General features: G+C 55.4%; 20 protein-coding genes and 1 tRNA gene. 8 read left to right on the top strand and 13 right to left on the bottom strand.

The genetic code is table 11. From position 1 onward, the window contains the following. The first annotated feature begins 49 nt into the window (after window positions 1–49). The 7 genes from eptA (at window position 50) to N1689_RS07415 (ending at window position 6,284) form a co-directional block, all read left to right on the top strand. Window positions 50–1,678 carry a phosphoethanolamine transferase EptA gene (eptA, locus tag N1689_RS07385; RefSeq protein WP_260058397.1) on the top strand — a complete coding sequence of 543 codons (1,629 nt, stop codon included), beginning with the start codon at window positions 50–52 and terminating at the stop codon, window positions 1,676–1,678. Then, complete coding sequence (pmrA, locus tag N1689_RS07390; protein ID WP_161733179.1) at window positions 1,678–2,358, top strand: two-component system response regulator PmrA; 681 nt, start codon at window positions 1,678–1,680, stop codon at window positions 2,356–2,358. The genes eptA and pmrA overlap by 1 nt, the downstream gene beginning before the upstream one ends. Next, a complete protein-coding gene (pmrB, locus tag N1689_RS07395; protein WP_161733181.1) occupies window positions 2,355–3,413 on the top strand; it encodes a two-component system sensor histidine kinase PmrB in 1,059 nt (352 codons plus the stop codon). The genes pmrA and pmrB overlap by 4 nt, the downstream gene beginning before the upstream one ends. A gap of 308 nt (window positions 3,414–3,721) precedes the next feature. Beyond that, window positions 3,722–4,288 (top strand): flavin reductase family protein, encoded by a 567-nt coding sequence (locus tag N1689_RS07400; RefSeq protein ID WP_260058399.1) that lies wholly within the window; start codon window positions 3,722–3,724, stop codon window positions 4,286–4,288. Window positions 4,289–4,347: 59 nt separating this feature from the next. Continuing rightward, on the top strand, window positions 4,348–4,881 hold the full coding sequence (gene msrA, locus N1689_RS07405; RefSeq protein WP_013358241.1) for a peptide-methionine (S)-S-oxide reductase MsrA: 534 nt from the start codon (window positions 4,348–4,350) through the stop codon (window positions 4,879–4,881). A 271-nt stretch (window positions 4,882–5,152) separates the two neighbouring features. Then, a tRNA-Ser gene (locus tag N1689_RS07410) sits at window positions 5,153–5,240 on the top strand. Between the two features lie 486 nt (window positions 5,241–5,726). Continuing rightward, a complete protein-coding gene (locus N1689_RS07415) occupies window positions 5,727–6,284 on the top strand; it encodes a serine acetyltransferase (protein WP_161735992.1) in 558 nt (185 codons plus the stop codon). A 316-nt stretch (window positions 6,285–6,600) separates the two neighbouring features. On the opposite strand, the gene phoH is transcribed toward N1689_RS07415, so the two are convergent. From phoH to putP, 5 genes are all read right to left on the bottom strand, one after another. Then, on the bottom strand, window positions 6,601–7,389 hold the full coding sequence (gene phoH / locus N1689_RS07420) for a phosphate starvation-inducible protein PhoH (RefSeq protein WP_161735993.1): 789 nt from the start codon (window positions 7,387–7,389) through the stop codon (window positions 6,601–6,603). A gap of 569 nt (window positions 7,390–7,958) precedes the next feature. Further along, entirely contained in the window at window positions 7,959–9,236 is a 1,278-nt protein-coding gene (efeB, locus tag N1689_RS07425; protein ID WP_161735994.1) for an iron uptake transporter deferrochelatase/peroxidase subunit, read from the bottom strand. Between the two features lie 2 nt (window positions 9,237–9,238). Next, a complete protein-coding gene (gene efeO, locus N1689_RS07430; protein ID WP_222925359.1) occupies window positions 9,239–10,351 on the bottom strand; it encodes an iron uptake system protein EfeO in 1,113 nt (370 codons plus the stop codon). Window positions 10,352–10,405: 54 nt separating this feature from the next. Beyond that, complete coding sequence (gene efeU / locus N1689_RS07435; protein ID WP_033783356.1) at window positions 10,406–11,230, bottom strand: iron uptake transporter permease EfeU; 825 nt, start codon at window positions 11,228–11,230, stop codon at window positions 10,406–10,408. A 191-nt stretch (window positions 11,231–11,421) separates the two neighbouring features. Continuing rightward, window positions 11,422–12,906: a sodium/proline symporter PutP gene (putP, locus tag N1689_RS07440; RefSeq protein ID WP_033732967.1), complete on the bottom strand. Its 1,485-nt coding sequence runs from the start codon at window positions 12,904–12,906 to the stop codon at window positions 11,422–11,424. Window positions 12,907–13,357: 451 nt separating this feature from the next. Between putP and putA the strand changes: the two genes are divergently transcribed. Beyond that, window positions 13,358–17,305 carry a trifunctional transcriptional regulator/proline dehydrogenase/L-glutamate gamma-semialdehyde dehydrogenase gene (gene putA / locus N1689_RS07445; protein WP_260058402.1) on the top strand — a complete coding sequence of 1,316 codons (3,948 nt, stop codon included), beginning with the start codon at window positions 13,358–13,360 and terminating at the stop codon, window positions 17,303–17,305. An 855-nt stretch (window positions 17,306–18,160) separates the two neighbouring features. On the opposite strand, the gene N1689_RS07450 is transcribed toward putA, so the two are convergent. From N1689_RS07450 to N1689_RS07485, 8 genes are all read right to left on the bottom strand, one after another. Continuing rightward, window positions 18,161–19,237: an acyltransferase family protein gene (locus N1689_RS07450; protein ID WP_161736967.1), complete on the bottom strand. Its 1,077-nt coding sequence runs from the start codon at window positions 19,235–19,237 to the stop codon at window positions 18,161–18,163. A gap of 463 nt (window positions 19,238–19,700) precedes the next feature. Beyond that, the gene (gene tcyN, locus N1689_RS07455; protein ID WP_260058404.1) at window positions 19,701–20,453 is read right to left on the bottom strand and encodes an L-cystine ABC transporter ATP-binding protein TcyN; all 753 of its coding nucleotides are present in this window, start codon (window positions 20,451–20,453) and stop codon (window positions 19,701–19,703) included. Then, a complete protein-coding gene (gene tcyL, locus N1689_RS07460; RefSeq protein WP_013358251.1) occupies window positions 20,450–21,118 on the bottom strand; it encodes a cystine ABC transporter permease in 669 nt (222 codons plus the stop codon). The genes tcyN and tcyL overlap by 4 nt, the downstream gene beginning before the upstream one ends. Beyond that, on the bottom strand, window positions 21,118–21,918 hold the full coding sequence (gene tcyJ, locus N1689_RS07465) for a cystine ABC transporter substrate-binding protein (RefSeq protein ID WP_031593429.1): 801 nt from the start codon (window positions 21,916–21,918) through the stop codon (window positions 21,118–21,120). Before tcyJ ends, tcyL begins: the two co-directional genes overlap by 1 nt. A gap of 111 nt (window positions 21,919–22,029) precedes the next feature. Then, window positions 22,030–23,016 (bottom strand): D-cysteine desulfhydrase, encoded by a 987-nt coding sequence (locus N1689_RS07470; protein WP_161736969.1) that lies wholly within the window; start codon window positions 23,014–23,016, stop codon window positions 22,030–22,032. A gap of 202 nt (window positions 23,017–23,218) precedes the next feature. Continuing rightward, a complete protein-coding gene (fliZ, locus tag N1689_RS07475; RefSeq protein WP_222925356.1) occupies window positions 23,219–23,722 on the bottom strand; it encodes a flagella biosynthesis regulatory protein FliZ in 504 nt (167 codons plus the stop codon). Between the two features lie 50 nt (window positions 23,723–23,772). Continuing rightward, window positions 23,773–24,495, bottom strand: coding sequence for an RNA polymerase sigma factor FliA (locus tag N1689_RS07480; RefSeq protein WP_003854529.1), 723 nt, complete (start codon window positions 24,493–24,495; stop codon window positions 23,773–23,775). A gap of 142 nt (window positions 24,496–24,637) precedes the next feature. Beyond that, window positions 24,638–25,606, bottom strand: a complete 969-nt coding sequence (locus N1689_RS07485) for an HNH endonuclease signature motif containing protein (RefSeq protein WP_161736513.1) — start codon at window positions 25,604–25,606, stop codon at window positions 24,638–24,640. Between the last annotated feature and the right edge of the window lie 114 nt (window positions 25,607–25,720).

Consider the following 25,720-nt stretch of genomic DNA (forward strand, 5'->3'; position numbering starts at 1 on the left):
ATAGAAAGCGCAATCTCGTGACACTTTTATTACTCTGGTTCCTGCTCACATGGCGTTTACCCTGAAGAGGCCGCTAATTAGCCGCCTAAGCTTGCTGATCCTGGCTGCGGTTTATATCGCGGTTTTCCTTAATATTGCTTATTACCGTCAGGTGCTGGCGGTAATGCCGCTGAACAACCTGCATACCACGCTGGTGTTTTTATCAATGCCATTCGTTGCCTTTAGCGTGATTAACATCGTGATTACGCTGGCCTCATTTGTCTGGCTGGATCGGCTGCTGGCCGCACTGTTTATTCTGCTCTCTGCGTCGGCACAGTTTTTTATTCAGACTTATAACATCGTGGTCGATCGCTCAATGATCACCAACATGATGGATACCACAGCTTCCGAATCCTTTGCGCTGATTACGCCGCAGCTGCTCTTCACCCTGCTCACCTCGGGCGTGCTGATGGCGTTACTGGTTTTCTGGCCGCGCATAAAACGGCAGCAGTGGCGTGGCGTGCTGGCGCGACTGCTCAGCGTGCTGCTTTCCGCCGCGCTGATCGTGCTGGTTGCCCTGCTCTTCTATAAAGATTACGCTTCGCTGTTTCGCAATAACCGCGAGCTGGTTAAAGCGCTCAGCCCTTCTAACAGCATTGCGGCAACGCTCTCCTGGTATAAGCATGAGCAGTTGCAGAATGTGCCGCTGGTACGCATTGGTGAAGATGCCCATCTGCAGCCCAGCCGCAGCAGCGGTAAGCCGAATCTGACCATTCTGGTGCTGGGAGAGACGTCGCGCGCGCAAAACTTCTCGCTGGGCGGTTACCGTCGTCTGACCAATCCTCTACTGGCGAAAGACGATGTGATCTACTTCCCGCACACGACCTCGTGCGGCACGGCGACGGCGGTTTCTGTGCCCTGTATGTTCTCCAACATGCCGCGCGCGCATTATGATGATGTGCTGGCTGCCCATCAGGAGGGACTGCTGGATATTATTCAGCGCGCCGGCATCAGCGTGTTATGGAATGAAAATGATGGTGGCTGCAAAGGTGCCTGTGACCGGGTGCCGCATCAGGACATGACCAGCCTGAACCTGCCCGGCATGTGTATTAATGGTGAATGTTATGACGACGTGCTGTTCCACGGTCTGGACGACTACATCAGCCAGCTGAAAGGTAACGGGGTCATTGTCCTGCACACCATTGGCAGTCATGGCCCGACCTACAGCCATCGCTATCCCCCACAGTTCCGTCAGTTTGAACCGACCTGTGACACTAATCAGATTCAGGACTGTTCGCAACAACAGCTGATCAACACCTATGACAACACGCTGGTCAATGTGGATCATATTGTCGATAAGGCCATCAATGTCCTGCGCGCGCATCAGGATCGCTTCACCACCAGCCTGGTCTATCTTTCTGATCATGGTGAATCGCTGGGTGAAAATGGGGCTTACCTGCATGGTCTGCCCTATGCTATTGCCCCGGATACGCAGAAACATGTGCCGATGCTGATCTGGCTCTCTGATGATTATCAGAAACGTTATGCGGTTAATCGCGGCTGTCTGAATAAACGGGCGGCGACAGATGATTTTTCACAGGATAATCTCTTTTCAACCATGCTGGGATTAACCGGCACCGCGACCCACGAATATGTGCCTGCGGATGATATTTTGACGCCGTGTCGGAGCCAACCTTAATGAAGATACTGATTGTTGAAGATGATGCTCTGCTGCTGCAGGGCCTTATGCTGGCGCTGGAGGGCGAAGGCTATGTCTGCGATGGCGTGAAACGGGTACGCGATGCAGAAGCGCATTTCGCCAGCGGTCTCTATAGTCTGGTGGTGCTGGACCTGGGCTTGCCGGATGAAGATGGATTGCACTTCCTGATACGCCTGCGGCGGCAGAAGAAGATGACACCGGTGCTGATCCTGACCGCGCGCGACACCATCAGCGAGCGCATTGCCGGGCTCGACGCGGGTGCTGATGACTATCTGATTAAACCGTTTTCGCTGGATGAGCTGCTGGCGCGCATCCGCGCCCTGATTCGCCGTCACGTCAATCAGGGCGACAGCCAGGTGAGAGTCGGCTCGCTGGCGCTGGATATGACCCATCGTCAGATCACCCTCGGCGATATGCTGCTGGATCTGACGCCCAAAGAGTTTGCGATTCTGTCACGACTGATGCTGAAGGCCGGCAATCCGGTTCACCGTGAAATTCTCTACCAGGACATCTATAACTGGGAGACCGAGCCTTCTACTAATACGCTGGAAGTGCATATCCATAATCTGCGCGACAAAATTGGCAAAAGCGCCATTCGTACCGTGCGCGGATTTGGTTATGCGCTGGTGACGCAGGATGGCGTTCGCGAGGCCACATGATAAAACGTTTCGATCACCGCAGTATGCGCTTTCGCCTGATCCTGACTATTGGTCTGATCCTGCTGGTATTCCAGGTGATCAGCGTGGTCTGGCTGTGGCATGAGAGTAAAGAGCAGATTCAGTTTCTGGTGGAAGCGCAGTTGCAGAAGCGCAACATGGACAGCCACGTGAAGCGTGAAATCCACGAAGCAGTGGCCAGCCTGGCGGTGCCGAGTCTGGTGATGATTACGCTAACGCTGCTGCTTTGCTATCAGGCGGTGAAATGGGTCACCCGACCGCTGTATCAGCTGCAGCGGGAACTGGAAAGCCGCAGCGAAGAGAATCTCGATCCCGTCACCTGTCACAGTCAGGTTCATGAGATCGATGCGGTAACTCAGGCGATAAACCAGCTGGTCGCCCGCCTCAACAGCAGTCTGGAGCGCGAAAGATTGTTTACCGCCGACGTGGCGCATGAGTTGCGCACGCCGCTGGCGGGATTACGGCTCCACTTGGAGTTAATCGAACGCAACAGCGATGTCAAAGTTCAGCCGCTGGTGCAACGCCTGGATCAGATGACCCACAGCGTATCGCAGCTGCTGAATCTGGCGCGCGCCGGACAGTCATTTACCTCAGGCACCTATCAGAACGTCGGGCTGATCGAAGATGTGATCCTGCCGATGGAAGCGGAGCTGAGTATCATGCTGGAGGCGCATCAGCAGACGCTGGTTCTGGATCTGCCGCAGGCGCAGTTTGTGCGTGGTGATGCCACCCTGCTGAAGATGCTGCTGCGTAACCTGGTGGAGAACGCCCATCGCTACAGCCCGGATAACAGTACTATCAGCGTGCAGCTGCTGTCTGTGCCACAGCCCATGATGGTGGTGGAAGATGAGGGACCGGGAATTGATGAAAGTAAAAGTGGTGAGCTGAGTAAAGCGTTTATCCGGATGGACAGTCGCTATGGCGGTATCGGACTCGGGCTGAGCATTGTCAGCCGCATCGTCCAGTTACACCGTTTTCAGTTTTTCTTAGAGAACCGTCGCGACCGGAGCGGTTGCCGGGCCGTCATTAAGTTTTAAGCGGTAAACCAGGCAAACAGGAACAGTACAACTGTTGCTGCGGCAATCAGCAGAGCCGTATATTCGCTCATCGGACGTGTCGGAGTGACAGCCAGGGTAGCAGGGGCAGTTTTCATAATATTCTCCTCCGTTGAAGCAGGCAGTATCGCGCCTGCATATTAAGGAAACCTTAAGCTCGCGAGACGATCGGTGAAAATGTCTGCTCTGTCCTGTTTCTCCCATGGCCCCCTTTATGCCCGCTAACCTTCCTGCCGCACCCGCAGGGTGCTCTACACTTAATGGCACCATTCCGTTAAAGGAGCTACGCCATGAGCCAACGCATGCACAAATATGCTTTTCCGGTCAGCAAAGCCCGTAAATATCTTGAGCCCGGACCGGTATTGCTGCTCAGTTCGCAGTATCAGGATCAGCATGACATTATGACGCTCGGCTGGCACACGGTGCTGGAGTTCTCTCCGTCACTGGTCGGCTGCATGATTGCCGGCATGAATCACAGCCACGCACTGATCCGCAACAGCGGTCAGTGCGTGCTGAATATCCCTTCTGCCTCGCTGATTAATGAAGTGGTGGCTGTCGGCAACAGCCACGGTGACAGTATTGATAAGTTTGAGGCGTTTGGCCTGACGCCGGAACCGGCTCAGGTAGTGGTTGCGCCAATGATTGCCGAATGTTTTGCCAGCTTTGAATGTCAGCTTTATGACGATTCTATGGTCGCCCGCTACAACCTGTTTATTTTTGAGATCGTCAAAGCGCATGTCGTCGGGGAGCCCGAATATCCCGCTACCCTGCACTATACCGGTGAAGGCCGCTTCAGCGTGATGGGCGACAAAATGCTGGATAAAAGCGGAGATTTTAAACCGGAGATGCTCATCTAGTTGAAAGCGCTCTGCTGCGCCCCCATTCACCTCTTTCGACCTGACAGGAGTAAATTATTATGGCAATCGAATACGCAGTTATCGCTGGCGGCTGTTTCTGGTGTACCGAAGCGGTATTTAAGGACGTGATCGGCGTAGAGTCGGTTGAAAGCGGCTATACCGGCGGAGCCCGTCCTAATCCGACCTATGAGCAGGTCTGCAGCGGTGCAACCGGTCATGCAGAAGCGATCCGCATTGGCTTTGATCCGGAGCAGGTAACCTACGGCGATCTGCTGGATATCAGCTTTGTCACGCATGATCCGACCCAGCTTAACCGTCAGGGCAATGATATCGGCACCCAGTATCGCTCCGCCATTTTCCCTGCGAATGCAGAACAGGAAGCAGAAGCGCGTGCCGCCATTGAACGCGCCCAGGCCGACCATGATGTGCCCGTGGTCACCACGATTGAGCCGCTGAAAGAGTGGTATCCCGCCGAGGCTTATCATCAGGATTACTGGGAAGGCGCGGGCCAGCGCAACGGCTACTGCATGGCCGTGATCCCACCGAAACTGCAGAAGCTGCGCAAGAGCTTCGCTAATCGGGTGAAGAGCTGATTTAGCGTCTGACGGTGCGGCGCCCGGCTGGGATACAGGCCCGGACGCCGCACCGGGTTATTTCAGTCGTAACGCAGCCCTGAAAATGACCCGGTCTGCTTCTTTGTTACTGTGGAATATGGCGCATAAACGGCCGGTTTTAAGCCGCAGTAAATCGATTCGTTCAGAGCTTAAGCGAATAGATCGAAAGAAAAAAATAGTGCTTGACCCTTTTCAGCCGACTCCCTATAGTAGCGCCCCGTTGACCCAGCGCGGTCAGCGAAGTAAATGTGGTGAGGTGTCCGAGTGGCTGAAGGAGCACGCCTGGAAAGTGTGTATACGGCAACGTATCGGGGGTTCGAATCCCCCTCTCACCGCCACATTCTGAAGAAGAGCCTGAACAAACGTTCAGGCTTTTTTTTTGCATATTGCACAGCGAGAGGGGGTGAGAACCCCCGCCGGGGTTCGACAGCAGGTGAAACCTGCTGGACAGCAGAGCCTGCGACGCTGCCCGCAGAGTGAGCGCAGCGAATCCATCCCCCTCTCACCGCCACATTCTGAAGAAGAGCCTGAACAAATGTTCAGGCTTTTTTTTGCCTGTTGCACTACGAGAGGGGGTGAGAAGCCCCACAGTGGAAACGATCGCATGCTGAGCGAATTCCTCTCTTCGCTGATGTTCTCTTCTTTAATTTTCCTATCCTTTGCTCATTATTCTTATTTGAGGCCATTAATTAAATTTACGTAATTCTCAAACTGGAAAGTTTATATTTAATTCTGCGACACATTAAATGACCTGCCTCAAAAGGCATCTGCTATAGCCTGTTACTATACGCGGCTAAAAATTTGCAAGACGCTGATAATGAACGATGAAAAAAGATGAATTAAAAAAACACCTGTATGAATGTTTACGCTTCGAAGTGATGATGAGTGAGAAACCTTTTAGCTGGACACGTACGCTTCATAAAGCCTTAAAGTGTCCGGACAGGCGATTTAACTTCTGGTGGCGGATTGTCTCATTTCTGTACCATTCCGAGAGTAAAACCTCAAAGAGGCTCGCGAAGAAAATTAATCGCAAATTAATTCAGAAGTACAACACTGAAATCCAGCCCGGCACCCAAATCGGACCGGGACTGACCGTCAGCCACTTCTTATCGGTGGTGATAAATGAATGCACCGTTATTGGCCGTAATTTCAAAATCCGTCAGAACTCCACGATCGGCATCCCCGGCCGCACAGATAACAGCACATCCGCCCGCATCGTTATTGGCGATAACGTTGAAGTGGGTGCCGGAAGTTGCATCATTGGGGACGACCTGGTCATAGGAAGTAACGTGACTATCGGCGCGATGTCATTTATCAATAAAAGCATCCCGGACAATAGCGTTGTTTATACCGAAAAAATTCTGGTCATCCGCGGTAAATAACAGCCAGCATTGTGGTTAAACTGCACGAAAGTTTCCTGCATAACGCTATGCAGGGCGTACCTTTGAATGCCAGCCTGCATTAATACGAAGTCATGATTAAGCCTTTAATGCCTGACTTATCAGCATCAGCCTGTTATTAAGTCCGTCAGGCAACATCCATTGCCTCAGCTTTTTTATATCAAAGTCTGCGGTGCCATCATTAACGACGTCACCTGTTATTCTGACATCCACTCCGTCCTGGCGCCCTAACCTGAACAGACAAAAGAAAACCCGGCCGGAGCCGGGTTTGGGCGCTACACTTCTACTCAATCGAACGCTAGCTATATGCGTGCAGGGTGCGCTGACAAAGCGCAGAACGCACACAATCCTCTTTGCCAAAGCGCACAATGCCAACCATCTCGTCCTCTTCAAAACGCGCCAGCGCGTCCGCGAGACCGGAAGGCACCCCAGCGGGCAAGTCGCACTGGGTAATATCGCCGTTAACAATGACCGTGACGTTTTCGCCCAGTCGGGTCAGGAACATTTTCATCTGCGCGGCGGTCACGTTCTGCGCCTCGTCCAGAATCACCACAGCATTTTCAAAGGTGCGGCCTCGCATATAGGCGAAGGGCGCAATCTCTACCTTGGCAATTTCCGGACGCAGACAATATTGCATAAATGATGTGCCAAGACGTTTAACCAGAATGTCATAAACCGGGCGGAAATAAGGGGCGAATTTCTCAGAAATATCACCGGGCAGGAATCCCAAATCCTCATCTGCCTGAAGTACCGGGCGCGTAACGATAATCCTGTCGATATCCTTATTAATCAGGGCTTCAGCCGCTTTCGCAGCACTGATCCAGGTTTTACCGCACCCGGCTTCACCGGTTGCGAAGATCAGCTGTTTTCTCTCTATGGCGTTAAGATAGTGCGCCTGAGCTTCATTACGGGCTTCAATCGGCAACCGGTCACGCGTATCGCGCGCCATGCCAATGGCATCCAGTCCGCTCATATGCACCAGCGAAGTGACCGACTCTTCTTCACGCTGACGATGACTCCGGGAGTCATTACGAAGCACTCTTCTTGCTTCACGACGCGCTTTGATCACTGCTTTCTGTCTTCCCATAGTGGCACCTTTCAGTTGGTTTCATTTCCCGCGCAGGCCGGTGGCCCGTTGCGATTACGTGAACGCTTTAGAGGTTTCAGTTGGCTTCCTTTTGAGCCATGACAGGACAGGATAGTGGGTATACAGCAGCGCAATAGCGTGGCTGAACACCGGATAAAACAGGCTGTGCTAAGACGAAAGAAATGGTTGAAGGAAGGGAGAAATAACGAGGCAGAATTGCCCTCGCGGTCAGGCGCAATTTATTCAGTGACAGTAACGTTCCATAAAAGACTCGACCCATGCGCGAACTCCAGTGTGATACATCGACACATCCGATTACGCCTGTTGAATAAAGTGCATCATTTCGTTGGACCTTTGCAATAGTAATTTTACCTGCTGGCAAAGGAATTGCTAATCACACGTAACTATTTCTTTTAAGGCGAAATGTAAAATCCATAGATTACAGTGAATTAGCTTATTTGATATATGCCAGAGCATGGCTTAATCTCAGCTAAAACTCAGTAAGCAAAGCGTTGAAACCTAAAAGGCAGGCGGTTGAGGATAAGCCGCCTGCGATGGTTAAATTTTAATCAGGCTTCCAGCAACGACTGTGCTAAATAATGGCTGGCGTCGGGGACACCGGGTAAAACGAAAAAGTAACCGCCGCCAAAAGGCCGGATATATTCTTCCAGCGCTTCACCGTTCAGACGCTGCTGCACGGTCAGAAACCCACGTTCCAGATCGTGCTGGTAGCAGACGAACAGCAGCCCCATCTCCAGCTGGCCGGATGCGGAGATACCCGCCGAGTAACTGTAGCCACGTCGCAGCATCAGGCTGCTGGCCGTCTCAGGTGTACGAGGGTTAGCAAGACGGATATGCGCATCCAGTGCAATCACATCGCCGTCCGGATCACGGGCGTAATCCGGAACGTCACGCTCATGCTTCATCCCCAGCGGCGCGCCGCTCAGCTTCTCGCGTCCAAAGATAGTCTGCTGCTCACCCAGCGGCGTGCGGTCCCACATTTCGACGTGAAAGCGGATAAGCCGCACGGCCTGATAGCTGCCGTTGCGTGCCCAGGCAGGTTCATCCTGGTCCGCGGTCACCCAAAGCAGCTGTTTCATTAACGCAGAATCGTGAGTATCCGGATTCGCGGTGCCATCTTTAAAGCCCAGCAGATTGATCGGCGTCTCCTGCCCCTGACTGCGTGCCGCGTGGTCGGAGATAAAGCCTTCACGCCGCCAGCGTACACCCAGCAGATCGGGCGTATGCTTGATGATGTCACGCAGGGCATGAATCACCGTATCCTGCGTATTGGCACAAATCTGCAACAGCAGGTCCCCATGACACTGGCTGGCATCCAGCGAATCATTGGGGAAGCGCGTCATCGGCTGCAATTTTTTCGGCTTACGCGGCGCCAGACCAAAGCGTTCATCAAACAGCGAATGCCCGACCGATACGGTAATCGTCAGATTATCCGGCGCGATCGTCGCCCCCAGAATGCCGGAATCCATCGGTGGCAGTTGCGGATTGGTGACCGCAGGTGCCGGACCGCCCGTCGTGAGAAAGGCGATACGCTGGGTCAGCAGCTGAAACAGACGCTTCAGTTCGGCTTTATCGCTGCTGAGCAGGTCAAACGCCACCAGCATCATTGATGCCTGCTGGGGCGTCGTGATCCCCGCCTGATGCTGACCATAAAACGGCTGCGTCTGCTGTCGCGCCTGCGGCGTCACCGTACCTGGCGAAAAGCTGTCAGCGGCAGCGGTATGGAACGGACAGCCGCCGCCGATGGCCGCTGCCCCGCCCAGCAGACCCAGTCCTTTCAGTAAACGACGGCGCGCAGGCTGCGCGTCATCTTCCTTACGACTCATGATTAATCCAGACCCAGAGTGCCACGAAGTAATGAAAGATCTTCCGCCAGCGCGGTGATCGGCCCTTTCAGCGCGTTACGGTCGGCGCTGGTCAGCTTCTCATAGGATTCGAAACCGGTCTGGGTGCGGTACTTGCTCAGGATCGCATCCACTTTTTTAAAGTTGGCGTCAACTTTGGCCAGCAGCTGCGGATTCGCTTTGCTCACCAGAGGGCGCAGCAGCTCAACGATTTTCTGTGCGCCATCGATATTGGCCTGGAAATCCCACAGGTCGGTGCGGCTGTAGCGATCTTCTTCGCCGGAAATCTTGCTGGAGGCCACTTCTTCAATCAGACCGGCTGCGCCGCCGACCACTTTGGCTGGCGGAAAGGCCAGCTCACTGATGCGCACCTGCAGATCTTTCACATCTTTATTCAGCTGCTCAGCGTAGTCCGCCATGCCTTTGGTGCTGTTATCAGCAAACAGCGCTTTCTCCAGACGGTGGAAACCGGTGAACTTCGGATCGGCTGATTTCTTTTCGTAGTCATCTTCGCGGGCATCAATGCTGCCGTCGAGATCGGAGAACAGCTCAGCAATCGGCTCAATGCGCTCATAGTACTGACGCGTTGGGGCAAACAGCGCTTTGGCTTTTTCCACATCGCCCGCTTTAACCGCGTCCGTGAATACCTGAGTGCTGCTCACCAGCTGGTTCACCTGCTCCGTCACATAAGCTTTATATTCGGTGATCGGCCCTTCGAGCTGCATACGTGCGGAAGTGCTGTTTGTCGCTGCGCCCTCACCTTTTACAATCAGCTTGCCTTTTGGATTGCTCAGCAGGCCACAGGTCATCTCATATTCACCCGCTTCCAGATTAGCGGTCAGCTTCTGACTGAAGCCCGGTGCGATATTTTCACGCTCTTCCACCACCAGCACGCCTTTGAGGATCTCCCACTCCAGCGCTTTCTGGCTGTTATTTTTAATCAGGAACTGGGTTTTGCCAGCCTTGACCGTCAGGTTCATCGGCTCACACTGCCTGTCATTGACGCTTACGGTAACCTGAGGAATCGCTGCGGTAGCCGATGCGGAGATTGCCAGCAGAGGAAGCAGCAGCGCCTTGCGGCGGAAACGCATTGTCATCTCGATATTCCCTGTTAAGTTGCAGGCGCGGCGGGCGCGCCTAAAAATGTCTGATTAGACCGTTGCCGACGCTGCAGGCCGCGCAGGCATAAAGAACAGAATCAGCGCCGGGATCAGATAGACGAAGTAAATCGTCACTTCACTCACGCTTGGCGTCTCCTGATAACCCAGAATGCCTTCCAGCAGCGTACCGAACAGCGAATGGGTCGATAAGGTATTGCTGAGATCGAAGGCCACATCCTGAAAGCGATTCCACAATCCTGCTTCGTGGAAGGCGCGAATCGCACCGGCTGCCAGGCCCGCTGCGACAAACAGGATGAAGACGCTGGTCCAGCGGAAGAAATGCGCCATGTTCAGGCGTATACCGCCCCAGTAAAGCAGCATGCCCAGCACCACGGCGGTTGCCAGACCCAGTACCGCGCCGATCGGCGGCGCATAACCGACATCCTGCGTAAAGGCCGCCAGCAGGAAGAACACCGACTCCAGCCCTTCACGTGCCACGGCAAGAAATACCATCAGCACCAGCGCCAGACCGCCCCGACCGGAACGTTGCAGCGCCTGATCGACCGCCTGCTCAAGTTCGACCCGGATGTTTCGTGCGACTTTGCGCATCCAGAACACCATTGAGGTCAGGATCACCACCGCAATCACCGCCACGATGCCCTCAAACAGCTCCTGCTCTTTTTGCGGGAATTCACCGGTAGTGGCATTGATAAACAGACCCAGACCCAGACAGAGCGCAGCGGCGATAAACACGCCAGCCCACATTGCCGGAAACCATTGGGTGCGCTGGGTGCGCTTGAGATAGCTGGCTATCAGGCTGACTATCAGCGCGGCTTCAAGCCCTTCGCGCAGCATGATGAGAAATGGAACAAACATCGCCAACCTCTTGAATGTTAAGCAGCGTCAATGAACAGTAAAATCAGGTAAAGTGTAAACGATACCGATTATCATTATCGCTGCGAAAAAAACAAGTTACTGGCGGAGATAATTTCATCTTTGGGTGATTTATCTTTGTAACAAAAAAAGCCCGCTCCTTACGGGGCGGGCTCTCATGACTAACGCTTCGCTTATTTGGTCTGGAACTCCGCTTCTGCGGCAGCAAAGCGCTGCTGCGCTTCGGCTGAAGGTTCACGTCCCATCAGGCTGAAGACTACAATCGCGATGCTGGCGAAGATGAAGCCAGGGATGATTTCATACAGTCCCAGCCAGCCATACTGTTTCCATACCAGCACGGTCAGCGCACCGATGATCATCCCCGCCAGCGCACCGTTGCGGTTCATACGCTTCCAGCAGACGCCAAACAGCACTACCGGACCAAACGCCGCACCAAAACCCGCCCATGCGTAGCTTACCAGGCCCAGCACACGGTTTTCCGGGTTTGACGCCAGCGCAATCGCAATCAACGCCACCAGCAGCACCATCAGACGCCCTACCCATACCAGCTCTTTCTGACTGGCATTTTTGCGCAGGAAGCCTTTATAGAGGTCTTCGGTCAGGGCGCTGGAGCAGACCAGCAGCTGACAGCTCAGCGTGGACATCACGGCTGCCAGAATCGCTGACAGCAGAATACCGGCAATCCACGGGTTGAAGAGAATGCGTGCCAGCTCGATAAAGACGCGCTCAGCGTTGTCATTGACGCCGGTTGCCAGGGTCGGGTTGTTCTGGAAGTAGGCGATACCGAAGAAACCGACGGCCACCGCGCCCGCCAGACAGAGCACCATCCACGCCATACCGATACGGCGTGCGGTGCGGATAGAGCGATGCGAATCTGCCGCCATAAAGCGCGCCAGAATATGGGGTTGCCCGAAGTAGCCCAGACCCCAGCCGAGCAGGGAGATGACCGCGACGAAGTTCAGCCCTTTGAGCATATCGAGGTTTTCAAGGCTTTTCGCCTCAATCACCGTCAGCGAATCGGACCAGCCGCCTACTGCGATAATGACAAACACCGGGGTCAGGATCAGCGCAAAAATCATCAGGCTTGCCTGAACGGTATCGGTCCAGCTCACCGCCAGGAAACCGCCCACCAGCGTATAGAGAATGGTCGCTGCTGCACCCGCCCACAGAGCCGTCTGGTAGTCCATACCAAAGGTGCTTTCAAACAGACGCGCACCGGCCACCACGCCCGAGGCGCAGTAGATGGTGAAGAATACCAGAATCACAATAGCGGAGATGACGCGCAGAATTTTACTGTGGTCTTCAAAGCGGCTGGTAAAGAAGTCCGGCAGGGTCAGCGCGTTATTGTGATGCTCGGTCTGAACACGCAGGCGACCGGCCACGATTTTCCAGTTCAGCCAGGCACCGATCGTCAGGCCAATCGCAATCCAGCTCTCAGAGATGCCGGAAATGAAAATGGCTCCCGGTAAGCCCATCAGCAGCCAGCCGCTCATATCGGATGCACCGGCAGAGAGTGCCGTGACCACGCTACCCAGACTGCGGCCACCGAGGATGTAATCATCGAAGTTTTTGGTCGAGCGATAAGCCGCAAAACCAATTAATACCATCCCAAGAATATAAACCACAAAGGTCACCAGCATCGGTGTACTTACACTCATCTGTCTCTCCACTTATTATTTGATATCCCAGAGAAATCGCCAGCTACCCGCCTGCCGGAACGGGGCAAAGCGGGTCGATTTTCTTCGTCAGGGCGTCAGTCATTTCCCAGCGGCGCGGTATCCTGCCGGAAAGGCGTTCCGCGCACAATGGATTTAACACAGGCGTTACAGTGATTTCACTAACCGTTTGTGAAAACGTGCTGATAGGTTGCACTCGCTCACAGTTATCCGGTTGTACCTCTGTATAACCGGCCGTAAACCCGCTTTTTATCGGGCCTGCCGACCTGGCGAGGATCTTGCAGCAATATCCGTGCCGCATTGCGGGATTTAACAATTGCCGATGTAAGAAGGGTGTTAACTGGCTCACATTTAACACGGTTGCACAAAGTTGCAACTTAAGTGATAGTGCAGCCAACGCCGTACCGAACCACTATTAAGGAGCTCTGGAGTCATGGCTACAACCACCATGGGTGTGAAACTGGATGACGCGACACGCGAGCGCATCAAACTGGCTGCGCAGCGTATTGATCGCACGCCACACTGGCTGATTAAACAGGCCATCTTTAATTACCTGGGCCAGCTGGAGAGCGGCGATGCCGTGCCGGAGATCCCGCTTTCTGCCCAGGCGGCGGCCGAGTCTGACGACACCCAGCCAGAGGAGACGCATCAGCCGTTCCTTGACTTTGCAGAGCAGATTTTACCTCAGTCCGTGACCCGTTCAGCAGTGACCGCCGCCTGGCGTCGCCCGGAGACCGATGCGGTGCCAATGATGCTGGAGCAGGCGCGCTTACCGGCAGCGCTGGCAGAGAAAACCCATCAGCTGGCTTATCAGCTCGCCGACAGGCTGCGGCACCAGAAAGGTGCAACCGGACGCGCTGGCATGGTGCAAAGCCTGCTGCAGGAGTTCTCGCTTTCTTCACATGAAGGTGTGGCGTTAATGTGTCTGGCGGAAGCGCTGTTGCGTATTCCTGACAAGCCGACACGCGATGCGTTAATCCGCGACAAGATTAGCAACGGTAACTGGCAGTCTCACCTGGGACGCAGCCCGTCGCTGTTTGTCAACGCCGCGACCTGGGGCCTGCTGTTTACCGGCCGGCTGGTCTCGACCCACAACGAGGCGAATCTTTCCAGCTCGCTCAACCGCATCATCGGTAAGGGCGGCGAGCCCCTGATCCGCAAAGGCGTGGATATGGCGATGCGTCTGATGGGTGAGCAGTTCGTCACCGGTGAAACCATTGCTGAAGCGCTGGCCAATGCCCGCAAGCTGGAAGAGAAAGGCTTCCGTTACTCTTACGATATGCTGGGCGAAGCGGCCCTGACCGCAGGCGATGCTAAAGCCTATCTGCTCTCTTATCAGCAGGCGATCCACGCCATCGGTAAAGCGTCGAATGGTCGTGGCATTTATGAAGGCCCGGGCATCTCCATCAAGCTCTCAGCCCTGCATCCCCGCTACAGCCGCGCACAGTATGAGCGCGTGATGGAAGAGCTCTACCCTATTCTGAAATCACTGACGCTGCTGGCCCGCTCCTATGACATCGGCATCAACATCGATGCAGAAGAAGCTGACCGCCTGGAACTGTCGCTGGATTTACTGGAAAAGCTCTGTTTCGAACCAGAGCTGGAAGGCTGGAACGGCATCGGCTTCGTGATTCAGGCCTACATGAAACGCTGTCCGTTTGTGATCGATGAGCTAATCGATCTGGCGCAGCGCAGCCGCCGTCGTCTGATGATCCGTCTGGTGAAAGGCGCGTACTGGGACAGCGAAATCAAGCGCGCCCAGATGGAAGGTCTGGAAGGCTACCCGGTTTACACCCGTAAGGTTTACACCGATATCTCTTACCTGGCCTGCGCCCGCAAACTGCTCTCTGTTCCCAGCCTGATCTATCCGCAGTTTGCTACGCACAATGCCCACACCCTGGCCGCGATTTATCAGCTGGCAGGCAACAACTACTATCCGGGGCAGTATGAGTTCCAGTGTCTGCACGGCATGGGTGAACCGCTGTATGAGCAGGTCGTCGGCAAAGTGGCGGACGGCAAGCTGAATCGCCCCTGCCGTATCTATGCGCCGGTCGGCACCCATGAAACCCTGCTGGCCTATCTGGTGCGCCGCCTGCTGGAGAACGGGGCCAACACCTCCTTCGTTAACCGCATTGCCGATACCTCGCTGCCGATTGATGAGCTGGTGGCCGATCCGGTGACCGCCGTCGAGAAACTGGGGGCCAGTGAAGGCACCATTGGGCTGCCGCATCCGAAAATCCCGCTGCCGCGCGAGCTGTATGGCGAGAACCGCGTGAACTCAGCGGGTCTGGATATGGCCAACGAGCACCGTCTCGCCTCCCTCTCCAGCGCCCTGCTGAGCAGCGCGGCACAGCCCTGCCTGGCCGGGCCGATGATCGACGGTGAAGCGGGTGCGGGTGAGTTGCGCGACATTCTGAACCCGGCTGCACCAAACGATCGTGTGGGTCAGGTACGTGAAGCCACAGAGCAGGAAGTCTCTGTGGCGCTGGATGCCGCCGTGAGCAGCGGACCGATCTGGTTTGCCACCCCGCCGCAGGAGCGCGCGGCGATTCTGGAACGCGCCGCACAGATTATGGAAGGCCAGATGCAGCAACTGCTTGGCATCCTGGTGCGTGAAGCAGGCAAGACCTATAACAATGCCATCGCGGAAGTGCGCGAAGCGGTGGATTTCCTCTATTATTACGCCGGTATGGTCCGTGACGATTTCGACAACGAAACCCATCGTCCGCTGGGTCCGGTGGTCTGTATCAGTCCATGGAACTTCCCGCTGGCGATCTTTACCGGCCAGATTGCGGCTGCACTGGCAGCAGGCAACAGCGTGCTGGCTAAACCGGCTGAGCAGACACCGCTGATTGCTGCACAGGCAGTTCAGATCCTGCTGGATGCGGGTGTGCCACCAGGCGTACTGCAACTGCTGCCGGGTCAGGGTGAAACCGTAGGCGCGCAGCTGACCGGGGACAATCGGGTCCGTGGCGTGATGTTTACCGGCTCAACCGCAGTCGCGACTTTGCTGCAGCGGAATCTGGCCGGTCGCCTTGATCAACACGGTCGTCCGGTGCCGCTGATTGCGGAAACCGGCGGGATGAACGCGATGATCGTTGACTCGTCGGCGCTGACTGAGCAGGTGGTGATCGATATCGTCGCGTCGGCCTTCGACAGTGCCGGACAGCGCTGCTCAGCCCTGCGCCTGCTCTGCATTCAGGAAGATGTCGCCGACCATACGCTGAAGATGTTGCGCGGCGCGATGGCGGAGTGCCGCATGGGCAATCCGGAGCGCTTCTCAACCGACATCGGCCCGGTGATTGATGCCGAGGCAAAAGCCAATATCGATCGCCATATTCAGGCGATGCGTAACAAGGGCTTCACGGTTTACCAGGCGGTACAGGATAACCCGCAGGACAGCAAAGAGTGGACCAGCGGCACCTTTGTCAAACCGACGCTGATTGAGCTGAATCAGGTCAGCGATCTGGATAAAGAGATTTTTGGACCGGTGCTGCATGTAGTGCGCTTCACCCGCAATAACCTGCCGAAGCTGGTTGAGCAGATCAACGCCTCCGGCTATGGCCTGACGCTGGGTGTGCATACCCGCATCGACGAGACCATCGCACAGGTTACGGCCAACGCCCGTGTCGGTAACCTCTACGTTAACCGCAACATGGTCGGTGCAGTGGTCGGTGTGCAGCCGTTTGGTGGGGAAGGCTTATCCGGAACGGGTCCGAAAGCGGGCGGTCCGCTCTATCTCTACCGCCTGCTGGCCAGTCGTCCGGATGGCGCGCTGCGTCTGACCTTTGATCGTCAGGATGCCGAGCGTCCGGCAGACAGCACGCTGCGTCAGTCTCTGCTGGCACCGCATCAGGCGCTGAGCAACTGGGCGAAAGATAAGCCTGAACTGGCTGAACTCTGCCAGCACTATGACGAGCTGGCCCAGGCGGGCGTGGTCCGTCTGCTGCCTGGCCCGACCGGCGAGCGCAATACCTTCTCGCTGCTGCCGCGTGATCAGGTGCTTTGTCTGGCGGATAATGAGCAGGATGCGTTGATCCAGCTGGCTGCGGTCACCAGCGTGGGCAGTAAAGCGCTGTGGCAGGATGATGAGCTGCATCGCGCCCTGCGCGCCTCGCTGCCTGATGCCGTGAAAGCGCGCATCACGCTGGCACGTGATCCGTTAGCGGCAGAGTTTGATGCGGTGATCTATCACGGCGATGCCGATCAGCTGCGTACGCTGTGCGAGCAGATTGCAGCGCGTGACGGCGCGATTGTCTCGGTGCAGGGCTTTGCCCGTGGCGAAACCAATCTGCTGCTTGAGCGTCTGCTGATTGAGCGCTCGCTGAGTGTGAATACCGCGGCGGCGGGTGGTAATGCGAGTCTGATGACCATTGGGTAGCGCTGAAGCTTAAGGGGCTTGTTCGCTGCGCGAACGGGCTTACAGCTGAGCTGTTGCTGTGGGTTGTTCGCTGCGCGAACGGGCTCTGAGAGGGGTTTCGTTCGCCTGGCGGATGCATGCGCTAAAGCTGGGGTGGTTCGCTGCGCGAACGGGCTCTGAGAAGGGTTTCGTTCGCCTGATCAGTTGGGCAGTTTCAGACACGCCTCTGCAGGCGACCGACAAGGGGCGCCAGTCGCCGCGCCCCTTGACCCCCGGCTCCGGCCTGCTTCACCGCCGCTTCGCGGTCCCTTCGCTTCTTCCGGATTTCTCACGGAACACCGGGACGCGCCATCCCTGGCGCGAACCCGCCTCTTCGCGACATCCCTGTCGCTCGTCCTGAAATCCCTCATCCGCTCAGCGGTTCAGATGGCCTCCCTGACCCCTCGCTGTTATTTCTTCTTTGTGTGTTGGTTACTTTATCGCTTTACGTTTCCGGGATTGGCTTTGGCTTTGGCTTTGGCTTTGGCTTTGGCTGTGGCTTTTCAGGTCAGCAGACAATACAGCACCAGAGAAAACAAAAGAGATAACAGGCGGGGGTTTGCCAGAGGCATCCGAAGCGCTGAGGAACAACCGGAGGCCAGGATGAGCCGACAGGACGTCGGCGAAAGGACGGTCCGCTGGCCGCAGGGCGTGACGAAGGTACCCCGCAGAGCGGGGCGCGCAGGCTGCCGGACGCCGGGATTGTTAAGGGGCGGGCATCCGCCCCTTAACGCGTCCGCCTGCACAGGCAACCTGAAACTCCCCATCACCTGGCGGGCGAAATCTTCTCAGTGCCCGCCCGCTGCACAGCGTCCTCTTCCCACTGCAAAGCGCCCCTCACCCGCCGCCAGGCACCCTCTTCATCAGCGTCGGAAACACAAACAGCGACTGCCCCACCCCGCGATTGGTCAGCGACCAGATTGCCACTGAACAGACCGAACAGAGCCCCACGATGGCCACCGGATAGAAACAGGCCCAAAGAAACGAAAACCATGCCTGCTCGAACAGATGATGCCGCTGCGCGAACAGAATCGCGGACATCCCAAAGAACTCGATGAAAATACGGTGAATGACGTAAATCTGCAGCGTATTGCGGCCCACCCAGTTGAGATAGCGCATGCTGAAATGCTGATTCAGCCAACGGCATGCAGCAATACTGAACAACACCGCCAGCACACACAGGAACAGACTCTTATCCAGACCGAATATCACATGAATACCGGCGACCGCAGCAAGTAGCGCCCAGGGCATCAGATTCTCTCGCCGCCATTCACTCAGGCGCAGCATGGTCTGGCTCCAGAACGCACCTAACAGGAAGAACAGGAAATATTGCGCCAGACTCTGCGGACCCCAGAACGGGATCACTTTTTCGACCGCCAGATAATTCAGCAGAATCGCCACCGCCACCAGGGCCAGCTTATATTGGCGAAAAACTTTGGCACAGAGGAAATAGAGTCCCAGCCCGTAGAGATACCACGAGGTACTCATGGCCATAAAGGTCAGCTTGAGAAATTCAAACAGCGAACCGGCATAGGCGGCATTCAGATTCTGCGAAATCCGCTGGCCGGTAATTTCAGTTGAGATGCCAATGATGGACCACCACTGAATAAATCCCCACAGAATATAGAGATAAAAGAGATTAGTGATGCGACTGGTAAACACCTGTTTCCAGGGCCGGTTAATAATGCCATTGGTCGCCAGCAATCCTGACACAAAGAAAAAGGCGGGCATACGCAGCGGCGACAGGACCGTATTAAACTGTATCCATATTTCGGCGGGGATCCATCCGGCAGTGAGGTATTTCATCGTCCCTTCAAAACCCGGTAATACCGTGTGATACAGGACCACCAGCAATATGCAGGCGCCCTTAAGGGTATCTACCCACAGGATCTGGTCTGACTTAGTCTGGCTCATTCAATGACTCCTGCTATGTAGGTCAGAATGCTGGAAAGTAAAAGCGAGGAAATTAGTATTGCTTTTATGATTATCCAGCGATTATTCGCCATTGAGCCGATGATGAATGTAGCGAAACTCTTAAAAGCCGCCGGGTGGCCCTGATGCCACAGTTATTTACTCTGCAGAACGTTTCCTTACACTTATTAATCAACATGCAAATACGCTAATTATCAGCGCCACAGCCAGGATAAATGATAATAATGTTTCATATTGCAGGGAATATAAATAAGAGAAAGCGGTATCGGGAAAAACCATTAAATATCCGATGAAAGGAAAAGATTTGTCAGATGTGGCAAAAGGTTTAACAGCTGAATAATGGGTTGTGCTATTACGGCACGCATTATGCTGACAGCCGCCCGTTATCGTTAAAAAGTGAGGCCATTGAGTCGGTTAAAACTGCCTTCCCGGGAAGGCAGTGAGGTTACTGACTGAGAAACTTATCGAGGAACTGACGGGTACGCGGCTGCTGAGGATTACTGAACAACGCTTTCGCCTCGCCCTGCTCCACAATGCGCCCCTGATCCATAAAAATAGCGCGGTCAGCGACGTCGCGGGCAAAGCTCATCTCATGTGTCACAATGACCATGGTGCGTTTCTCTTTGGCCAGCGCGCGAATAGTGCTGAGCACTTCACCCACCAGCTCCGGATCCAGCGCCGAGGTCGGTTCATCAAACAGGATCACTTCAGGTCGCATTGCCAGCGCACGCGCAATCGCCACGCGCTGTTGCTGTCCACCCGACAGACGACGCGGATAGCTCTCCTCTTTACCATGCAGACCGACCTTCTCCAGCAGCGTACGGGCGCGGGCTACCGCATCCGCTTTCGGTTCGCCTTTAACGATGACCGGTCCTTCAATGATATTCTCCATCACCGAACGGTGCGGAAACAGATTGAAGTTCTGGAAGACAAACCCGACCTGCTGACGCAGACGACGCACCTGCTCTTTCTGCTTACTTTGTGCCAGCGCCGCATCTACGATGATCTCTCCAACGCGGATGGTGCCGCTGTCCGGCACTTCCAGCAGGTTGATACTGCGCAGCAGCGTGGTTTTACCCGAGCCGCTGGGACCGATAATTGCCACCACTTCACCGGCGGCCACATCAAGGTCAATGTCGTGCAGCACCCTCTGGCCGTTAAAAGATTTCACCAGCTTTCTGACTTCGATGGCGCTCATTTCGACTCCGAATCCTGACGATTAACATGCTGTTCCAGCCGGTTCTGCAGCGCAGATAACACCGTTGCCATCACCCAGTAAATCAGCGAGGCGGCCAGATACATGGTGAAGACTTCCAGCGTACGTGAGGTGATCAGCTGCGCCTGACGGAACAGTTCCGGCACCTGAATGGTCGCCGCCAGCGAGGTATCCTTCACCAGGCTGATAAAGCTGTTGCCCAGCGGAGGCAGCGCGGTGCGGGCCGCCTGCGGCAGGATCACCCGGCGCAGGGTCTGCCAGCGGGTCATACCGATACTCGCCGCCGCTTCCCACTGTCCGCGTTCAATCGATGCAATCGCGCCGCGCAGTGACTCTGAAGCATACGCGGCGGTATTCAGGGAAAGACCAATCATCGCGGAGGGGATTGGATCAAGCTCGATGCCAAACTGCGGCAGGCCGTAGTAGATCATAAACAGCTGGGCGATCAGCGGCGTGCCACGGAAAATCGAGACATAGATCCGCGCCAGCCAGCGAACCGGCCAGAAGCGCGACAGACGCATCAGCGCCAGAATAAAGCCCAGCAGCAGACCAAAGAACATGCCGCCGATGCTGAGCTGCAGCGTGAACAGCGCGCCTTTTAATAAAAAAGGTGCTGAATCCAGCACCAGTTGAAGACTTTCCTGCATTATTTCGTCACGTCCGCGCCAAACCATTTCTGAGACAGCTTGCTCAGCGAGCCATCTTTCTGCATGTCAGCAATCGCCTGGTCAATCGCTTTCAGCAGATCGTCGTTGCCTTTACGCACTGCCACGCCCGATTCCTGACGTGAGAAGGCATCACCCGCAACCGCCATGGTATCGCCGGTTTTCTTGACCAGATCCAGCGCAGCCAGACGGTCAACCAGAATGGCATTCAGACGCCCAGAGCGCAGATCCTGATATTTTGTCGGGTCATCATCATAGGTACGGATGTCCACACCCTTCACGTTCTCACGCAGCCACTGTTCATAGTTGGTGCCCAGACCCACGCCCACTTTCTTGCCCGCCAGGTCGGCTGGTTTGGTGATGGTGTTCGCGTTGGCTTTCATCGTCAGCGCCTGAATACCGGAGACCGTGTATGGCGTGGAGAAGTCATACTTCTTCTTACGCTCATCAGAGATGGTGACCTGGTTGATGACGACATCAATACGCTTCGCGTCGAGTGAGGCCAGCATGCCGTCCCACTTGGTCGGTTTCAGGCTCGCCTTAACGCCCATGTGCTGCGCCAGCTGTTCCGCGAACTCCACTTCAAAGCCGGTCAGCTTGCCCTTTTCATCCTGGAAACTGAATGGCGGATAGGTGCCTTCCAGCCCCACCAGCAGCGTGCCGCGCTCTTTAATTTTGTTCAGCAGGTTTTCGGCAGCAAAGGTTTTAACGTTGACGCCTGCGATCAGCGCCACAGCCATGACGCCCATCACCATCTGACGACCTGCACGAGAAAAGGACATATTCACCCCATTATTGACAGTATTGTGTGTGTTCTTATAAGGGCAGCACCGCGAGCTGCTGCCAGTCCAGAATGATAACGCACGGAGTATAAACTGTTTTATTCGCTTGTCTCAGACCGAAGGATGATAAGCAAATAACGCCGGTGCGCCGCCCGTATGAATAAACAGCAACGGGCCTTCACGACGGAAACGATTCTGGCTGATGCCATCCAGCAATCCGGCCATCGCCTTGCCGGTATACACCGGGTCGAGCAGAATGCCTTCCAGCTGCGCCAGCAGTTTCACCGCCGCCATGCCTTCATCATTCGGCTCGCCGTAGCGCGGCGCAAAATAGTCATCCCACAGCGTGATCGGTGCCTTAGCCTCCACTTCCAGCGTCTCTGCCAGCGACTGACGCAGCCGCTCAACCAGCGGCAACTGCGCGTCGACCTGGCGTGAAACGGTGACGCCGACCAGCTCAGTTTCCGGCAGCAGATGCTCCAGACCTACCGCCAGTCCTGCATGGGTGCCGGCACTGCCCGAGGCGACAACCACGGCGGCGAAATCGACTACGCCTTCGCTCTGATGGGCGATCTCCTGCGCGCACTCTACATAGCCTAGTGCACCCAGCGCATTTGAGCCGCCGACCGGCACGATGTAAGGGCGGAATCCCTGGGCTTCCAGACGCGTGGCCTCTTCAGCCAGCTGTTCAGTGGGGTTGTGCAACGCATCCACCCTAATCACTTCCGCGTCCATCAGGTCCAGTAACAGACGGTTACCGTTGCTCAGGTAGTTTTCAGCATGGGTGCCAATCGGGTTTTCCAGCAGCGCCACACACTTCAGGCCAAGCCGGGCCGCGACGGCCGCCGTCTGACGCACATGATTAGACTGGATTGCGCCCGCGGTCAGCAGCACGTCTGCACCTTCGCGCAGCGCATCGGCTGCCAGGAATTCGAGTTTGCGCAGCTTATTGCCGCCCATCGCCACTGGTGTGAAGTCATCACGTTTGATGAAAATATCGCGACCCAGATAGTCGGAAAGCCGTGGCAGATGTTCTAACGGCGTCGGTGCGCCAAGCAGTTCAAGACGCGGGAATTGATGTAACAGATGTAAAGACAATGCTGCCTCCGGTCGGGCATGAAAATTATCCTTACAGTGTTGCAGAAGATGCGCAAAGGATCACCCTGATTCCGGTGTCCGCAGATGTGGTAATAGAGGTGAGAAGAAAGAAGCGCCGTGCTCCCCCTTCCCTTTTCCCTGGCGGGCAGGTAAGGGAGAACGTGCGGCAGGCACGCGGGGGAGCAATCGGTGCAGAACAGGCCTACGCCTGCTGCCAGCCTAAAAACTGATCGTACTTGCGCAGCGCGATACGGTAATTGTTATTACCGGCATCGGGCAGATCGCTTTCCAGACACTGATGCCAGCTATTTCCTTTAAGCCTGTCGGCCGGGAAATTTTTGGCTTTTAGCATCTCATCCAGTCGACGCAGACGCACCACATATTCACGAATCGTGCTGGGGCTCATCTCTGTCTGTTCAAACAAATATTGTTTAAACGCCATAATGTCGAAGTAATTAGGATGGGTATTACAAAAAATATCACTACAAAAACGACAAAGCGCGGTCAGTTCGGGCTGAAGTTTCAGCCACAGCTGCTCATCAATCATCTGGTCCATCCGTGCGATGGCCTCTTTATTGATGATCTGGCCACGAAAAACGAGCGCCATTCGATCTAATATCTTGCCACAGTGTGAACAGTTGCTCTGGCTGTGCTTATAGTCTTTAAGATAACGACTTAACGGTCTGGCCTTGGTCTTGGCTCCCATTACTGAGTCCCCGGTTTCTTATAATTTTGAATCGCCAGGAACTGATACTGCTAGCGCGCTCCCGCAAGTCGGGCCCGCAGGCGTTTAATCGCCTGACTGTGCAGCTGGCTGACACGGGATTCACCCACATCAAGTACCGCACCAATCTCTTTCAGGTTCAGTTCTTCCTGGTAGTACAGTGTCAGCACCATCTTTTCACGATCGGGTAACGCTTCGATCGCTTCAATGACGCGCTCACGCAGACTCCCTTCAAGCAACTGGTGAAGCGGATTAGCCTCTTCATGGCCTTCCGTCACCAGTTCCGCGCTGTCGCCGTGCTCTTCCCGATACTCGTCGTAGGAGAAAAGTTGACTATTGTTGGTGTCCAGCAGGATCTGCCGGTACTCCTCCATGGAAACATTCAGCTGCTGCGCCACTTCCTGCTCGGAAGCAGAACGCCCCAGCGACTGTTCCACTCTGTGCATTGCGCCCGCCACTTCACGTGCGTTACGACGCACGCTGCGTGGTGCCCAGTCCCGACTGCGAAGCTCGTCGAGCATTGCGCCACGAATACGCTGCACGGCGTAGGTGGTAAAAGCTGTGCCCTGGAGCGCGTCGTAACGCTCTACGGCATTTAACAGCCCTATCCCACCCGCCTGCAGCAAGTCGTCAAGCTCAACGCTGGCCGGCAGGCGAACCTGCAGACGCAACGCTTCATGGCGCACCAGCGGCACGTAGCGCTGCCAGAGCGAATGCTTGTCCATCACGCCTTCGGCGGTATAGAAATCGTTCACGTTGACTACCCTGCGTTAATGAAGTTATCGGCATGATTATCCAATTCTGTAGCGTTTTCGATTGGCTGAATAGGCGGGGTAAAACGAGGCTATTTGATTTTTGTTAAGTCAGCGTGCAGTTATTTCTGCACGCCTCCTGGAATTAACGACGGGCGCGCAGCCGTTGCCGCGTGGCGGGCGGCACCGCGGCCCACAAACTGCAGATACGCCCCTCCAGCTCCTGATACCAGGGCGCAATGTGCTGCCGCGCCTCCTCGCCGGGATGCACCTGAATCGCGCCTGATTCAGCATCAATGCTAATCAGTCGGTTAATAAATAGCCGCTGCAGATCGCTGCGTAAAAACAGGCCGTTATCGATGCTGTTGTCTGCCAGGACGCCATCATCGCCTTCCTGCGTGTCGATATGGCAGGCTTCCACCCACGGCCAGTTGTGCCGTTCGGTCAGCTCGGTGCCGGTCATCACGCAGGCACCGTAGCGGGCTTTGACACCGGCGCTGAATTCCGCCTGGCTGGCACGCTGCAGCACCCGTGCTTTGACGCGACGGCCGACTTCAGTACCCGGCATCACCGCTGCAGGGACCTTGTGCTGCGGCGTACTGAGCACCACGATGAACTGAATACGCTGCGACTGCGGAAAACAGGGGTCCGCCTGCGGATTAAAGAGCTGCCAGTAGATGTCCTCATCATCCTGATGCATCAGCACCAGTTTATAGCCGCGACTGTTTAACAGATTCTGTGCCGTGGCCGATTGTGGATCGATCATTGCGAAGACCTGACTGCTGCCCATCACTTTCCACAGATTGTCGCGCTTCTCGTTGTCGCTGCGACGAAAATAGAGGAATGAGAGATTCTGCTTAAGGTAGTGCTCAAAGCGGCGCAGATAATTTTTACGCTCGTTGTCATGGGAGATGAACAGCAGATCTTCCAGCGGACTGTTGCTCTCTTCGCGTGCGAACACCGCACGGATTTTCAGCGTGCGCAGGCCGGTAGACGGGCTAAGCAAGGCGCGCGCCGTCAGCTCTTTATCATCAGGATATTGCAGCGCATAACGCCGGGCGATCTCCTCGAAGGTCAGCCGCTCGCCCGGTAACAGGTCATAATTGAAGCGCATAGACACTCCACAAAGTTAAAATCAAAAAATGATGTTGTTCTGTGAGGAGTTATCGGCAGGCTGGAGGGGAACTGTAACGGAAGGGATGATCGTCATTATCTGGCTGACTGTGCC

Source organism: Pantoea sp. XY16 (assembly GCF_025153065.1).
GTDB classification, from domain to species: Bacteria; Pseudomonadota; Gammaproteobacteria; order Enterobacterales; family Enterobacteriaceae; genus Pantoea; species Pantoea alfalfae.

Bases quoted from the DNA above. Each gene is read 5' to 3' on its own strand.
- tcyJ (WP_031593429.1), bottom strand. From the start codon at position 21,918: ATGTCCTTTTCTCGTGCAGGTCGTCAGATGGTGATGGGCGTCATGGCT.
- N1689_RS07485 (WP_161736513.1), bottom strand. From the start codon at position 25,606: ATGCGCTTCAATTATGACCTGTTACCGGGCGAGCGGCTGACCTTCGAG.
- eptA (WP_260058397.1), top strand. From the start codon at position 50: ATGGCGTTTACCCTGAAGAGGCCGCTAATTAGCCGCCTAAGCTTGCTG.
- efeB (WP_161735994.1), bottom strand. From the start codon at position 9,236: ATGAGTCGTAAGGAAGATGACGCGCAGCCTGCGCGCCGTCGTTTACTG.
- pmrA (WP_161733179.1), top strand. From the start codon at position 1,678: ATGAAGATACTGATTGTTGAAGATGATGCTCTGCTGCTGCAGGGCCTT.
- pmrB (WP_161733181.1), top strand. From the start codon at position 2,355: ATGATAAAACGTTTCGATCACCGCAGTATGCGCTTTCGCCTGATCCTG.
- N1689_RS07415 (WP_161735992.1), top strand. From the start codon at position 5,727: ATGAAAAAAGATGAATTAAAAAAACACCTGTATGAATGTTTACGCTTC.
- putP (WP_033732967.1), bottom strand. From the start codon at position 12,906: ATGAGTGTAAGTACACCGATGCTGGTGACCTTTGTGGTTTATATTCTT.
- tcyN (WP_260058404.1), bottom strand. From the start codon at position 20,453: ATGAGCGCCATCGAAGTCAGAAAGCTGGTGAAATCTTTTAACGGCCAG.
- putA (WP_260058402.1), top strand. From the start codon at position 13,358: ATGGCTACAACCACCATGGGTGTGAAACTGGATGACGCGACACGCGAG.
- N1689_RS07450 (WP_161736967.1), bottom strand. From the start codon at position 19,237: ATGAGCCAGACTAAGTCAGACCAGATCCTGTGGGTAGATACCCTTAAG.
- efeU (WP_033783356.1), bottom strand. From the start codon at position 11,230: ATGTTTGTTCCATTTCTCATCATGCTGCGCGAAGGGCTTGAAGCCGCG.
- tcyL (WP_013358251.1), bottom strand. From the start codon at position 21,118: ATGCAGGAAAGTCTTCAACTGGTGCTGGATTCAGCACCTTTTTTATTA.
- efeO (WP_222925359.1), bottom strand. From the start codon at position 10,351: ATGACAATGCGTTTCCGCCGCAAGGCGCTGCTGCTTCCTCTGCTGGCA.
- N1689_RS07400 (WP_260058399.1), top strand. From the start codon at position 3,722: ATGAGCCAACGCATGCACAAATATGCTTTTCCGGTCAGCAAAGCCCGT.
- fliZ (WP_222925356.1), bottom strand. From the start codon at position 23,722: ATGGGAGCCAAGACCAAGGCCAGACCGTTAAGTCGTTATCTTAAAGAC.
- msrA (WP_013358241.1), top strand. From the start codon at position 4,348: ATGGCAATCGAATACGCAGTTATCGCTGGCGGCTGTTTCTGGTGTACC.
- phoH (WP_161735993.1), bottom strand. From the start codon at position 7,389: ATGGGAAGACAGAAAGCAGTGATCAAAGCGCGTCGTGAAGCAAGAAGA.